Origin of the sequence: Azospirillum sp. TSH20 (assembly GCF_003115935.1) — a bacterium.
GTDB lineage: Bacteria > Pseudomonadota > Alphaproteobacteria > Azospirillales > Azospirillaceae > Azospirillum.
The window spans coordinates 1-12662 of sequence record NZ_LGQU01000056.1 but is presented as its reverse complement, the minus strand read 5'-3'; the positions used below and the strand labels follow the sequence as shown (position 1 = coordinate 12662).

The 12662-nt window shown below is 64.2% G+C and carries 13 protein-coding genes; 4 read left to right on the top strand and 9 right to left on the bottom strand.

The annotated features are described in order from the left end of the window. From TSH20_RS16375 to TSH20_RS16370, 3 genes are all read left to right on the top strand, one after another. On the top strand, nt 1–420 hold the full coding sequence (locus tag TSH20_RS16375; RefSeq protein WP_109075747.1) for a DUF1330 domain-containing protein: 420 nt from the start codon (nt 1–3) through the stop codon (nt 418–420). A 335-nt stretch (nt 421–755) separates the two neighbouring features. After that, complete coding sequence (locus TSH20_RS34970) at nt 756–893, top strand: hypothetical protein (protein ID WP_158282004.1); 138 nt, start codon at nt 756–758, stop codon at nt 891–893. Nucleotides 894–1309: 416 nt separating this feature from the next. After that, complete coding sequence (locus tag TSH20_RS16370) at nt 1310–3124, top strand: HAMP domain-containing sensor histidine kinase (protein WP_109075746.1); 1815 nt, start codon at nt 1310–1312, stop codon at nt 3122–3124. 156 nt (nt 3125–3280) lie between these two features. Here TSH20_RS16370 and TSH20_RS16365 read toward each other — a convergent pair whose 3' ends face one another. From TSH20_RS16365 to TSH20_RS16325, 9 genes are all read right to left on the bottom strand, one after another. Next, the gene (locus TSH20_RS16365) at nt 3281–3778 is read right to left on the bottom strand and encodes a 2,4'-dihydroxyacetophenone dioxygenase family protein (protein ID WP_109075745.1); all 498 of its coding nucleotides are present in this window, start codon (nt 3776–3778) and stop codon (nt 3281–3283) included. Between the two features lie 50 nt (nt 3779–3828). Continuing rightward, a complete protein-coding gene (locus TSH20_RS16360; protein WP_109075744.1) occupies nt 3829–4548 on the bottom strand; it encodes an SDR family oxidoreductase in 720 nt (239 codons plus the stop codon). Beyond that, nucleotides 4545–5480 (bottom strand): sugar kinase, encoded by a 936-nt coding sequence (locus TSH20_RS16355; RefSeq protein ID WP_109075743.1) that lies wholly within the window; start codon nt 5478–5480, stop codon nt 4545–4547. The genes TSH20_RS16360 and TSH20_RS16355 overlap by 4 nt, the downstream gene beginning before the upstream one ends. A gap of 16 nt (nt 5481–5496) precedes the next feature. Then, nucleotides 5497–6678: an L-dopachrome tautomerase-related protein gene (locus tag TSH20_RS16350; protein WP_109075742.1), complete on the bottom strand. Its 1182-nt coding sequence runs from the start codon at nt 6676–6678 to the stop codon at nt 5497–5499. A 102-nt stretch (nt 6679–6780) separates the two neighbouring features. Beyond that, nucleotides 6781–7461, bottom strand: a complete 681-nt coding sequence (locus tag TSH20_RS16345) for an RraA family protein (RefSeq protein WP_109075741.1) — start codon at nt 7459–7461, stop codon at nt 6781–6783. 57 nt (nt 7462–7518) lie between these two features. After that, nucleotides 7519–8562: a C-terminal binding protein gene (locus tag TSH20_RS16340; RefSeq protein WP_109075740.1), complete on the bottom strand. Its 1044-nt coding sequence runs from the start codon at nt 8560–8562 to the stop codon at nt 7519–7521. Between the two features lie 62 nt (nt 8563–8624). Beyond that, on the bottom strand, nt 8625–9641 hold the full coding sequence (locus tag TSH20_RS16335; protein ID WP_199232131.1) for a DctP family TRAP transporter solute-binding subunit: 1017 nt from the start codon (nt 9639–9641) through the stop codon (nt 8625–8627). A gap of 35 nt (nt 9642–9676) precedes the next feature. Next, nucleotides 9677–10966 (bottom strand): TRAP transporter large permease, encoded by a 1290-nt coding sequence (locus tag TSH20_RS16330; RefSeq protein ID WP_109075739.1) that lies wholly within the window; start codon nt 10964–10966, stop codon nt 9677–9679. Next, nucleotides 10963–11517 carry a TRAP transporter small permease gene (locus tag TSH20_RS16325; protein WP_109075738.1) on the bottom strand — a complete coding sequence of 185 codons (555 nt, stop codon included), beginning with the start codon at nt 11515–11517 and terminating at the stop codon, nt 10963–10965. The genes TSH20_RS16330 and TSH20_RS16325 overlap by 4 nt, the downstream gene beginning before the upstream one ends. A 234-nt stretch (nt 11518–11751) precedes the next feature. On the opposite strand from TSH20_RS16325, the gene TSH20_RS16320 reads away from it, so the two are divergent. Next, complete coding sequence (locus TSH20_RS16320; RefSeq protein ID WP_158282003.1) at nt 11752–12474, top strand: GntR family transcriptional regulator; 723 nt, start codon at nt 11752–11754, stop codon at nt 12472–12474. The last annotated feature ends 188 nt before the right edge of the window (nt 12475–12662 follow it).

Below are 12662 nucleotides of genomic sequence, written 5' to 3'. Positions count from 1 at the left end.
ATGGAAGGCTATACCAGCTTTACGAAGCAGGTCTTCGAGACGTTCCGGGCCGCCGATCGGCTTGGCCCGGTGCACATGCTCAATCTCATCCGCCTGCGCGGGCGGGCCGTCTACCAGGACGGCCGCGATGCCACAGGCCTTGAGGCCTACGAGGCGTACGGCCGGCTGAGCGCGCCGGTTTTTACCGAGCTTGGCGGGCGCATCCTGTGGCGCGGAGGGTTCGAACTCTCCCTAGTGGGTCCTCCGGATACCGCCTGGGACATCGCCTTCATCGCCGAATATCCCAGCCCGGCGGCGTTCGTGGGGATGCTCCGCGATCCGCGTTATCGAGAGGCGATGGCGCACCGTCAGGCGGGCGTCGCCGACAGCCGGCTCATCCGCTTCTCCGCATTACCGCCCGGAACCGGCTTCAAGGGATAGCCGGATCGAAACGGCGAAGGAGGCAGACATCACCCGAGCCGGATCCAGATGCCCTGGTCATTCCGCGACGTTGCGTGGCGCCGTCCTTCGGGTGAGTGTCAATCGGCTTGACCAGCTGTCCGACCGCGACGCGGACACCGCCGATGACCAGTGCCGAACGACGGCAATGGACTGGTTGGGAGCGCCGCCGCGCCACCTGGAAGGAAGTGGTCCGGTTGCGTGGTGAGGGCGTCTCGGCGCGAGCCGTCAGCCGGCGGCTCGGCTTGGCCCGCAAGACGGTGCGCAAGTGTCATCGGGGGGAGCGATAGAGATCACGGCGGACGTGGTCCAACTCGATGGGGCGACGGATGGCGCATGCCATCGTCGCCAGCTGGGGCGGCCACATCTTCGCGGAGAGCTGCGTGGGGCAGGGGACGACGATGCGTATCGTGATGCCGATCATCTCGACCGAACCGGCCGATGCGTGGTGCTGAACCGGAAAGGAGCCCGAGTATAATTGCCGGCAACGATGGCGTGCCAAGGTAGAAACCTGTCTCGATAAGTTTGACTGACACGTCGATGGGAATTAGCGAAGCATTCGAATTGCACGCTATGCCGCAATGATTCATTCATAGGTGCGGGTATAGGTTCGCACTGCGAATGACCGTGGTGCGCGAGTAGCGGTTAACCACCGGGATCAGCGAGCAAGAGGCGGCATACAGTGTTTCAATTCCCCACACTCCCTTGTTCCGAACGTCACCGGGCCAGGTTGAGTTGTGACGACGCCTTTAAAGCTCTCGCTTTGGTCTTTATCGGATTTACCGCCTTCGATCCGGGGACTGTAGCTGCAGCCGAAAGCCGCGTTCTGCTTGTCTCCTCTTTCAGTCCAACCGTCCGCTGGACCGAGGCGATGCTCACCACCATCAACGCGGAGTTGGGGGAGCGTGACCAAGCGGTCAACCTGTATGTCGAGTTCCTCGACCGCGCACGGCTGCCCGACCGGCCTGACGCGGCGGATTGGACAGCATTTCTTGCCAGCAAATACCGAGATATCCGGTTGGACGCGATCATCGCAGATGGTGCGCCGGCCATCGAGTTGATGGCCGACAACAAGGCCCGTTTGTTTGGGAACGTCCCCCTGGTCGGCATCTTTCCCAACTTCGATGATCTGCCGGAACCGGCACGGCAAGCCGTGACCGTGAAGGTGACAACCGGTCCGCACATCGACCGAACCGTTGACATGGCCCTCGACCAAATGCCGAAGGCCAGCCGGTTGATCATCGTGTCGGACGACAGCCCGCTGTCCCACCATCTGGCAGCGATCATCCGGAGCGCAGTCAAGCAGCGCGTCATGCGCAACCCCGATCGCCAGATCGATGTCCAGCATGTCTTCGACAGCCGGCTGGAGGATCTGGAGGCGATGCTGGGCTCCCTGTCCCGTGATTGCGTCGTCCTCTACACCCATCTGTCGGTTGACGTCACTGGGCGCTATTTCCGGCCCGAAGCCGTTGCCGCCCGTCTGGCCAAGGCCTCTGCGGTGCCTGTATACGCTATGTTCGGGACAGATGTCGGCACAGGGGTGGTCGGGGGTTCGGTCAATGATCCGCAAATTGCGGGACGGGTTGCGGTCAAGGCGGTGATGGGCGTCTTGGGCGGGGACGGGGGCGGGGGCGGACACACGGCATCGCCGGACGACGTCCATTATTCGTCCGGACCGGTGGTCGATTGGCGGCAGCTGAAGCGGTGGGGTATCGCGGAAGCCGATCTGCCGGCCGGTACCGACATCCGCTATCGCGAGCCCAGCCTGTTTGAAGCTCATTTCGCCGAGGCGCTTGCCGGGCTGATGTTCATCAGCATTCTCAGCGTCGCTCTTGTCGTTATCCTTTTCCTGTATGCCCAGCGTGGGCGCCTTGCCAGGGCCCTGCAGGATTCCAACAGCCGGTTGGAAGAACGGGTGGTCGAACGCACGCGCGATATCGAACGCGCGCTCTGTGGTGAGCGTGAGGCGCGCCACCGCCTGCGAACCTTTCTCGACATGGCGGCCCACGAGTTCAAAACACCATTGGCGGTCATCGACAGCGCCGCGCAGATGCTGGAAATGCTGGTCGACACAGCCCAGGACGGGGTTGGCAAGCGCCTGGGCCTTATCCGCCGCTCGGCGCGCCGCGTCAGCGATCTGATCGAAACCTGCCTTGCCGGAGAGCGCATCGACGAGGAGGTGCCGGTCCACCCTGTTCCCTTCGCTCCCGCGTCTTTGATCGAGCGTGTGGCCGAGCGGCAGCGCGGCCATGGTGCTGCTGTTCTGGTGGCCGATTCCGCCCATTTGCCGGCGGTCTGCGTCGCCGATCCCGATCTGCTGGGGATCGCGCTCGACGCGCTGCTCGACAATGCCCGGCGCTATGGCAGAGATGGGGAGGTCATCGACCTGGAGGCTCACAGCGATGGCGCCGCGCTGATCCTGTCCGTCGCCGATCGCGGGCCGGGCATTCCCGAAGAAGAGCGTGAGCGCATCTTCGAAAAATACTATCGCGGTGAGGACAGCCGGAACAAGCCGGGCACCGGCATAGGGCTCAATTTGGTGAAAGTCATTGCCGGTCTGCATGGCGGGAGCATCGTCCACCACCCGCGGCCGGGTGGCGGCAGCGTGTTCGTGCTCACCATTCCCCTGAGGTCCGCCGCCCAGACAGTGTGGTCCGGCTCGCCGTTGGTTTCGCTGAACAGCTGATGCCGAACAGGGACGTTGTTGCAGCGAGGCGGTTGCTGGTCTTGAACCGCATGCTTGACCTTGGACGCCAGGAGCCTGTCCGCGCTCTATGATCAGGGGCGCCAGACCACCGGCAGCAGCTCCCGCCGCCTCGGTGCAACAGCGTCACGCCGCTCCTCAACGGATGAATTGCTTCAGGTAGTCCGCGCCCAGTCCAACCTTTTCGTAATGGGCAGCGCACATGTCGATCTTGGTGAAGACATCTTCAAAGCCGGTGTGGGCGCCGGCTTCGTCCACGTAGTACATGCAGCCGGAGATGTTGAAGAAAGTTACCATCTCCTCGACGGCGCCATCCACCACCAGAGTGTGGGTTTCCCCTGGCGGCTCGAAGACATAGTCGCCAGCCATAGCGACCCAATCATGTTCCAGATAGCGCCAAGACCCTTTGATCACATAACCGTGGACCGGGCCCGGATGACGGTGACGGCTCAACACGCCCGCCTTGCGCACCCGCAACAGATTGCACCAGCCACCTTGGACGGTGTTCAACATCAGCGGACGGAACCAGACGCCAGGAGCCTGGGGAACCCAGATCCGTTCGTCCTCTGGAAGCGCCGCGGTCACGATCTCTGGCGGGGACAGCGGATGGACAGGTGTGGAACAGGTGTTCGGCATCGTTTCCTCATGATCAGATAGGTCGGTGACCGGCAGGTGGCGTCCGACAATCAACAAGCGGCGTAACCACCGTCCACCGGCAGGATCGTGCCGGTGACGAAGGCCGCGTGTTCGGAGCACAGGAAGACAGCGGGACCGGCGACATCCTCCGGCTGGCCCCACCGTCCCATCGGCGTGCGCTGCAGGATCGGACCGGAGCGGGCCTCGTCTTCATGCAGGCTGCGCGTCAGGTCGGTGACGATCCAGCCCGGTGCCACCGCGTTGACGCGGATGCCGTCCTTCGCCCAGGCGACGGCCAGCGATTTGGTGAGCTGGGCGATGCCGCCCTTGCTGGCGGTATAGCCGGGAACCAGCGGACCGCCGAAGATCGACAGCATCGACGCGACGGTGACCACCGCCCCACGGCTTTCCGCCAGCAACGGACGGGCGGCGGTGCAGACCCGCATTGTGCCGGTCAGGTTGACGTCCAACACCTCCGCGAAGACCTCCGCGTCGAACTCCGCGCCGCCGCGACGGATGGTGCCGGCAGCGGCGACCAGAGCATCGAGCCGCGAAAGCCCGGCCATCAGTGTTGTTACGGCCGCGTTGTCCCGGACGTCCAGCACCGCCGTGCGGATGCGGGGATGCGGGGCCATAGCCGCAGTCTCTTCCTCCGACAGAGCGGTCGCCAACACCTCGTATCCGGCCTCGGCCAGACCACGGGCGATGGCACCGCCGATCCCACGAACCCCTCCAGTCACCACGGCTTGGCGTGTCATGGTCCCGGTCATGCGTCCGTCCCTCTGTCCTTGCGGAACGCCTCCACCTCGGCACGGCGCGGAATGGGCGCGACCGCGCCATATCCCTGCGTCGACAGGGCGGCGGCGGTGTTGGCGTAGCGCGCGGCTTCGAAGGGAGAGGCACCGCACGCCATCTCGGCCAGGAAAGCGCCGTCGAATGTGTCGCCGGCTCCGGTGGCGTCCACCACCATCACCGGATGGCCGCGCACATGTTCGCGCCGCTCCGCCGTCGCCACCAGCGCGCCGTCGCTGCCCATCTTCAACACCACCAGCGGGGCCCCCATCTCGAGATAGAGGTCGGCGATGGCATCCGGATTCTCCTGTCCTGTCAGGGCCGTGGCGTCTTCCAGGCTGGGCAGCAGGATGTCGACCTGAGGCACGGTGGCATGGATCACCGCCCGCGCTCTGGCCAGCGGCCACAATTTCAGCCGCAGGTTGGTGTCGAAGGACACCGCCGTGCCGACGGCGCGCGCCTGCCCGATGGCCGCAAAGGCGGTATCGCAGGCGGACGCGCTGATCGCCTGACTGATGCCGGACAGGTGCAGATAGCGGGCGCTGGCCACGAAGCCGTCCGGCAGCAGCGCCGGAGTCATCCGGCTGGCGGCCGAACCCGCCCGCATGTAGGTGAAGGAATGACCATGGGCGCCGTGGCTGACGAAGTAGAGACCGGTGTGGGCCTCCGGATCGCGCCGGACGTGGCCGGCGTCCACTCCCTCCGTTGCCCACAGGGCCAGCAGTTCATCGGCGAATGCATCGATGCCGAGCGCGGTCAGATAGGCGACTCGCGCCCCCTGCCGCGCTGCGGCTATGGCGGCGTTCGAGGTATCGCCGCCATAGCCCTTACGATAATGGGGGCCGTCTGCGCGCTCCTGGTTGAATTCCAACAGCGGTTCGCCCAGGCAGATGATGTCGAGCGTGGTCATGGATCGGTTCCAGGATTCAGGGGGCGGTATAGGGCTTCGCCGTGACCCCGACCTTCCAGATGCGGAAGTTCGGGACGGACGGATCGGTGAAGTTCATGTCGCTGTCGACCCACAGATGCAGATGGTTGCTGGCGACGTAGAGTGCGCCGCCCGGACCCCAGGCCAGCGTGTCGGGCCAGACCATCGCGGGGTCCTGAGCCAGCGTGGCAACAGCTCCGGTCTTCGCGTCGCGGCGGAGGATGGCATTCTGGCTCAGCGCGGTCAGGTAGAGGTTGCCGTCGCGGTCAGCCGTGATGCCGTCGGTGTTCGAAGGCAGGGTTGCCACCGTGCGCACGGCGGCCCGGATCGCTTCCGGCGTCGCCGATGGATCCCGCAGTATGGCGGTTTCGACGGCATAGAGCCGGTTGCCGGTCAATGCCGTCCAATAGAGCGTTTTCTTGTCGCCGGACAGGACGATGCCATCGGCGCCGGTGCGCATCGGCTTATCTTTCAGCACCGGCCGGCCGTCGATGGCGAAGGTGAAGCCGGGCTGATCGTTGGTCTCCGGCGTGGAATCCAGCACCCGCCGGGCACTGTTGGTCTTGCGGTCGTAGACGATCAGACCGCCCTTCAGAGGATCGCAGAAAATCCCGGAATCGGCGATGTAGGCGAAGCCGGAGTCAGTATCGACGGTGATGTCGTTCAGGAACGAGCAGGTCTTGCTGCTGTCCCGGTCGCTGAACTCGTAACGCTGGATTTCCTTGCCGGCCTTCAGATCCCACAACACCAGCTTCTCGTCTCCGGGAGCGGATGGCTGGCCCGCGATGTGGCCCTGGTCGAGGATCCACATCACGTCGTCGCGATCGATCTCGAAGCCCAAAACCGCCTTCAGACCCTTCCGGTCGTCGACGGCGTTGGCGGCTTCGCTGGGAAACGGTTGTAGTGCGTAGCCGGCGCCCCGTTTGACAAGCACCGACAGGGTGGCCGGAATATCACGGCCGCCCCAGCGCGCGGTGGTCACGTAAATCCGGCCCTGGCTGTCGAGTTTCACACCCTGCATCAGCGCCTTGCCATACAGCGGGCTGGTCGTCCAGCGGGCCGCCGCCGCATCCGACAGGGCGTAGGGCAACGCGCTCCATTCCGCCACCACCGACAGGGCCGGGGAAGGGGCGCCGGATTGTCCGACGTCGGCGGCGGCGCAATGCTGCGCCGCCGCCATTGCCAAGCCGAAGGCGGTGATTGCCGTGATTGTTCTCGGCGCTTTGTTCGTATGTTTTTGACTTCCACCCATCGGACGTCCTCCCTGGTCGTCTTGCCGGTGTCAGATTCGGTTGTACTTGGCCAGCCCTTCGCGCAGCGAACCGCAGGCGATGATCAGCTTCGCCTGTTCCAGCTCGCGCTCGTCGATCTCGCGCGACATGATCAGCACCGCTTCTGCATGCTCGCGCGGCACGACGACCACGCCGTCGATGTCGGCGACGATGATGTCGCCGGGGTTGATCATGATTCCGCCGATCGATACCGGCACGTTGGCTGCCAGCGTCTTGAAGCGGCCCAGCGTCGTGCCCGGCGAGACGGCACGGGCAAAGACGGGGAAGTCGTAGTCGCGGCGGATCTCGGCGATGTCGCGCACGCCGCCGTCGAGGACGGCGCCCTCATGCTTGTTGGCGACGGCGCCGGCCGTCATCAACCCGCCCCAGACGGCGACATTTTCCCCCTCGCCGATCGAAATGCAGATGACGCTGCCGGCCGGGCTTTCGTCGATGGCGTCGAGTGCGTGGGCGGGCGGAACGAATTCGAACGTCGGCACTTCCAGGATCGTGACGGCGGGACCGACGATCTTGCGGTCGTTGATGCGCGGCTTGATCGCTTCATCCATGTATCCGCCACGGCCGGCGATCTTGTCGACCGCGTCGGCGACGGAGGCTGTGGCGACCTGACGAAAACCGGCAATCAGGTCGTCGAAGGACAGGTCGTTGGACAGGGTGGTGGTGTCGGTCATGGTGTTCCTCGCTCTATGACGGGTTTTGCAAAAAAGGATGCGGGCGGGCGGGTGGACTCAGCGGCTCCAGCGGTTCACCCAGTGGCGCGGCTCCTCGCCGCGGAACACGCGGGCGATCTCTTCCGCCGCTTTGCGCTGCAGGTCACCGATCGCCTGTTCGGAGTACCAGGCCGTGTGGTCGGTCAGCACGACGTTGGGCAACGAGAACAGGGCGGCGGCAGTATCGGGCGGCTCCGTCTCGAACACGTCGAGCCCGGCGCCGAAGATGCGGCCGGCGGACAGTGCTTCGACCAGCGCCGCCTCGTCGATCAGCCCGCCGCGCGACGTGTTGACCAGCACCGCCGTTGGCTTCATCAGCGCCAGCGTGTCGCGGTTGACGGTGTGCCGGGTCTGCGGCAGCAGAGGCGCATGGAGCGAAAGCACATCGCACTCGCGGAACAGGCGGTCCGCCGTGACGAGTTCGGCCCCATCCGGCGCCGAGGTCAGCTGCGGGTCGCAGATAAGCGTGCGGGAAAAGCCCAGACCGGCTGCCTTGCGGTGGAAGGCCCGCCCGATCAGCCCATAGCCGAACAGTCCGAGCGTGCCGCCGGCGATGCGGTGCATCGGCTCGGCCCTGCTGACATTCCACGCGCCCGCCCGGGTGGCGCGATCCCTTGCGGGAATGCGGCGAATCACCGCCAGCATCAGGGCCAGCGTATGATCGCTGACCTCTTCGAACCCATAATCGGGGACATTCGCGACATAGATGCCCCGCTGTGCCGCAGCCGCACGGTCGATGTTGTCGACACCGACCCCGTAACGGACGATGACCCGGCATTGCTGCATCGCCGCAATGGCCCGCGCGTCGATCGGGCTTTCGCGGACCAGGACCGCATCGGCCCCCGCTATCGCCCGGCATACCTGTCCGGCATCGCCATGGCATGGCCGTGCGTCGATGGTCGCACCGAAGGGTTCCAGTACGGCGCGCTCGATGTCATAGCTGCCATAGCCTTCGTCGATCACCACGACGCGCGGCGCGGAGGCGAGGCAGGGCGGGGCTTCGGGCAAGGCCCGGGTGTTCGCCGCCCCGACTGGAACGGACGTGCTGGGGATGGCCGCCATGGCGGCAGTCTCCTCTGCTGGAAGAACGGCGGGGGAGGGCGGACCTCCCCTCGCCAGAAAGATCAGGACTTGCCGTTGGCCGCGGTGGCTGCCGCCAGCAACTTGTCCACCCACGCGTTGCCGACATGACCTTCCAGATATTTCTGGACCACCGGCTGGGCGCGTTTGCGGAATGCGTCGATCTGATCGGGCGTGAGGACGGTCACCGTCATGCCCTTGCCGGTCAGGATCTTCTCGGCGTTCAGATCCTGCTCGGACGTCATCTTGCGGTGGACGTCCTTGGCGATGGCAACGCCGTCATCGACGGCCTTCTTCTGTTCGGGCGTCAGGCCGGTATAGAAGGCGTCGCTCATCAGGTAGGCATGCAGGCTATAGACGTGGCCGTCCAGTGTCGCGTATTTCTGGCTCTGGTACAGGCTGGCGGCCAGGATGTTGGTCACGCCGTTCTCCTGACCGTCGACCGTTCCCTGCGACAGGGCGGCCGGCAGTTCCGCCCAATCGATGGCGGAGGGGCTGGCGCCCAGGCTTTCCACCAGCTTGATGAAGACCGGGCTGGGCTGGACGCGGATCTTCAACCCCTTGAGGTCGTCCGGCGTGACGATCGGATGCTTGGAATTGGTGAAGTGGCGGATGCCGTTGTCGGCGTATGCCATCAGACGGATGCCGGTCTCCTTGCGCATGGCTTCACCCAGTTCCTGACCAAACGGCCCGTCCAGCACGGACCAAGCGGTCTTCTGATCCGGGAAGATGTAAGGCATCGACAGCACGTCGAAGGTCTTGAAGACGCTGGAGATGCCGCCGTCATGGACGACCGCCATCTCCAACGAGCCAAGCCGCATGCCTTCCAGCACATTGGTGGCGTTACCGAGTTGGCCTGCGGGGAATATCTGGACCTTCAGCGAGCCTTTCGTGGCGTCCTCGACATGCTTCTTGAAGGCGAGCGCTGCGGCATGAGCCGGCTGGTCCTCGCGGCCGGGCTGGAAATGAGTGTACTTGATCGTCTTGACCTGCTGTGCGGCGGCGGGACCGCCGGTCAGCAGCGTTACGGCGGCCAAGGCGGCCATTACCATCTTGAGCATACTGGTTTCCTCCGATATTTCGGTGAATTTCAGGATCAGCGCGTGTAGCCGAAGAGGCCGGGCAGCCACGTACTCAGCCCCGGGATCAGCAGGATCAGGACGAAGACGGCCATTTCCGCAGCCAGCATCGGCAGCAGCGCGCGGACCAGCTTGGGCATCGGCACTTTGGACACGACGGTGGTGACGAAGAGGACGGCACCGACCGGCGGTGTGATCATGCCGATGGTCAGGTTGAGGATGACCACCATGGCGAAGTGCAGCGGATTGATGCCGACGCTCTGGGCGAGTGGTGCCAGGATCGGCACCAGGATGATCACGGCCGGCAGCGTGTCGAGAAACAGACCGCAGATCAGGAGGAAGACCGAGACCGCGATCAGCAGCATGACCGGCGACAGGCCGAGCCCGCCGATGAACTCGCTGACCGATTGCGGAATCTGGAGGACCGTCAGCATATAGGCGAAGACGGTCGCCATGGACACGATCAGCAGGACGGCCGAGGTCATGATGGCCGTGGACACGAAGATGCGGGGCAGCATGCCGAGCGTCAGCGTGCCGAAGATGAAACGGCCGACCAGGAAGGCATAAACCGCGGCGACCGCCGACGCTTCCGTCGGTGTGAAGATCCCGCCATGGATGCCGCCCAGAATGATGATCGGCAGCATCAGCGCCGGGAAAACGCGCCACGATTCCCGCAGGAAAGGACCCCAGGCCGGACGGGCGGCGCCAAAGCTGTAATTGCGCTTGCGGGCGATCCACCAATTGACGGCAAGCAGCGCGCATCCCAGCAGGAGGCCGGGGACGATGCCCGCCAGGAACAGGCCCGCCACGCTGACGCTGGTGTCGCTCAGCGCATAGATGATCATGATGATCGACGGTGGGATGATCGGCGCGATGATCGCCCCGGATGCGGTCAAGGCGGCGGCATATTCGCCGTGATAGCCGGACTGCCGCATCATGCGGATGATGACCGATCCGGGGCCGGCGGCATCGGCCAATGCCGAGCCGGAGATGCCGGCGAAGAAAATCGCCATCAGGACATTGGCGTATCCCAGCCCGCCCCGGACATTCCCGATCAGCTGGCAGGCGAACCGCACCAGCAGATCGGTGATCCTGCCGCCGGTCATCAGTTCGGCCGCCAGAATGAAGAATGGCACGGCCATCAGCGGAAAGCTGTCGATGCCGCTGAACATGCGCTGTGGGACGAGCAGGGGGGAGAAGGTTCCACCCCACATCAGGGCCGACAATCCAGCGCCGCCCATGGTGATGGCAACCGGGACGCCGAGCGTCAGGGCGAAGAAGAAGACGATGCAGAGAACGGCGCTCATGCCGCGCTCCCCTGTTTCAGGTTTGGCTGGATGACGGCTTCGGGGGTGGGTTCGGTGATGCCGTCCTCCTCCCGTTCCGCGGCGAAATCGCGCAGGACGAAGCTCCGCAGGCTCAGCAGCAGATGCAGCGCCATCAGCGCACAACCGATGGGAATGGCGAGGTAGACCGCCCCCAGCGGCAGCTCGAGCACCGGTGAGGTCTGGCGCATGGTGAATTGCGCATAAATCCAGCCATACCAGGCGACGGTAACCAGAAAGACCAGAACCGACAGAGCGACCGCGATCCTCATGATCCGTGCGAGCCGTGGGGCGACCGCGTCCTGGAGAAGGTCGACCGACACATGTGCGCCCGCCCTCAGCGCCAATCCGGCACCGAGATAGGCGACCCAGATCATCATGAAGCGGGTCAATTCCTCGACCCATGGCAACGACAGTTCGAATAGATAGCGCAGGACTACGTTGGCGAAGACCAGCAGGGTCATCAGACCCAGCAGCGCGCCCACGGCCGCGCGATTGAACCGAAGCAAGCCCCGGTCCAGCAGATCAATCATTGTTCTCCTCCCTCACGCGCATGGCCGTTGAGGCTCTGTTTCCGAAGGTCGGTTGCGGAGACCGCCTCCCTCGGATCAGCCGGCATTCATGCTGTTGCGCTCGTCCCGGCTTCAGCGGCCCAACCGCCATACCGGTATACCGGTGTATCACGTGCAAGATGCCGCATGCAAGACGCTTGCGTTTCGATGCGCCGGTACGACATAAGGAGGATGAATTTTCAAGGAACGAGACCCGTGGACGCTGCGCAACCTGGCAGGCTGCTGAGGCCCAAGTCGCTGACGACGCTGGTGGTGGAGGAGATCCGAAGCCGCATCGTGGAAGGTGACCTGCAACTTGGCGAGACGATCTCCGAAAATGCGCTCGCCCAGGATCTCGGGATCAGCAAAACGCCCGTACGCGACGCGATGCAGCAACTGCGCGCGGAAGGGCTGGTGGACATCCTGCCCAGCCGCGGCACTGTGGTGTTCAGCATGAGCGCCGATGACGTCGAGCAGCTTGGCACTTACCGTGAGTTGCTCGAGACGGCAGCTGTGCGGTTGTGCATGGAACGTGAGCCGTCAATTCTGGCCAAGGGACTGGCTGAAGTGGTCGGCCGCATGCACCCGGCGATCGCCGATGACGACCTGAAGGTCTACCGGCACCTGGATGCAGATTTTCATCAGTGCATCTTCGAGTCGTCAGGCAATCAATATCTTCTGGAAGCCTACATGCGCGTTTCAGTGCGCATTCAGGCTTTGCGCACACGTCTCTCGCTGGACCCGAAGCATATCCGTGATTCTTATAATGAACATATTCAGATGCTGGACATGGTTCGTGGCGGACGCACTGACGACCTTGTCGCGCTGATGTCCTTTCATGTCTCGAACACGAAGCGGTCGTTCCTCGCCAAGATTGGACGCCTTGAGGATGAGCACGCTGCCTCCTCTCGTCGTCAACGCATAAGCAGGCCAGCATAAGGGTTGTGTCAGGTTTCGCACCACAGGATGAATGAGGGCAAGACGACGCTGTCAGTTGGATGGCGTGGACTATGCGACTGCGATCATATCGCGCAGAGCGGTATGGCCCGACAATCACGGTGAGAATGGCGACAATCAGGATGAGAATGGAATGCCGCCGTCGTGTCGGAGGACGGGCGTAGCCCGAC

Coding starts and splice junctions, on each gene's coding strand:
- TSH20_RS34970 (WP_158282004.1), top strand. CDS start 756: ATGGGGCGACGGATGGCGCATGCCATCGTCGCCAGCTGGGGCGGCCAC.
- TSH20_RS16365 (WP_109075745.1), bottom strand. CDS start 3,778: ATGCCGAACACCTGTTCCACACCTGTCCATCCGCTGTCCCCGCCAGAG.
- TSH20_RS16345 (WP_109075741.1), bottom strand. CDS start 7,461: ATGACCGACACCACCACCCTGTCCAACGACCTGTCCTTCGACGACCTG.
- TSH20_RS16350 (WP_109075742.1), bottom strand. CDS start 6,678: ATGGCGGCGGCGCAGCATTGCGCCGCCGCCGACGTCGGACAATCCGGC.
- TSH20_RS16360 (WP_109075744.1), bottom strand. CDS start 4,548: ATGACCGGGACCATGACACGCCAAGCCGTGGTGACTGGAGGGGTTCGT.
- TSH20_RS16335 (WP_199232131.1), bottom strand. CDS start 9,641: ATGCTCAAGATGGTAATGGCCGCCTTGGCCGCCGTAACGCTGCTGACC.
- TSH20_RS16355 (WP_109075743.1), bottom strand. CDS start 5,480: ATGACCACGCTCGACATCATCTGCCTGGGCGAACCGCTGTTGGAATTC.
- TSH20_RS16340 (WP_109075740.1), bottom strand. CDS start 8,562: ATGGCGGCCATCCCCAGCACGTCCGTTCCAGTCGGGGCGGCGAACACC.
- TSH20_RS16330 (WP_109075739.1), bottom strand. CDS start 10,966: ATGAGCGCCGTTCTCTGCATCGTCTTCTTCTTCGCCCTGACGCTCGGC.
- TSH20_RS16325 (WP_109075738.1), bottom strand. CDS start 11,517: ATGATTGATCTGCTGGACCGGGGCTTGCTTCGGTTCAATCGCGCGGCC.
- TSH20_RS16370 (WP_109075746.1), top strand. CDS start 1,310: ATGCTCACCACCATCAACGCGGAGTTGGGGGAGCGTGACCAAGCGGTC.
- TSH20_RS16375 (WP_109075747.1), top strand. CDS start 1: ATGGAAGGCTATACCAGCTTTACGAAGCAGGTCTTCGAGACGTTCCGG.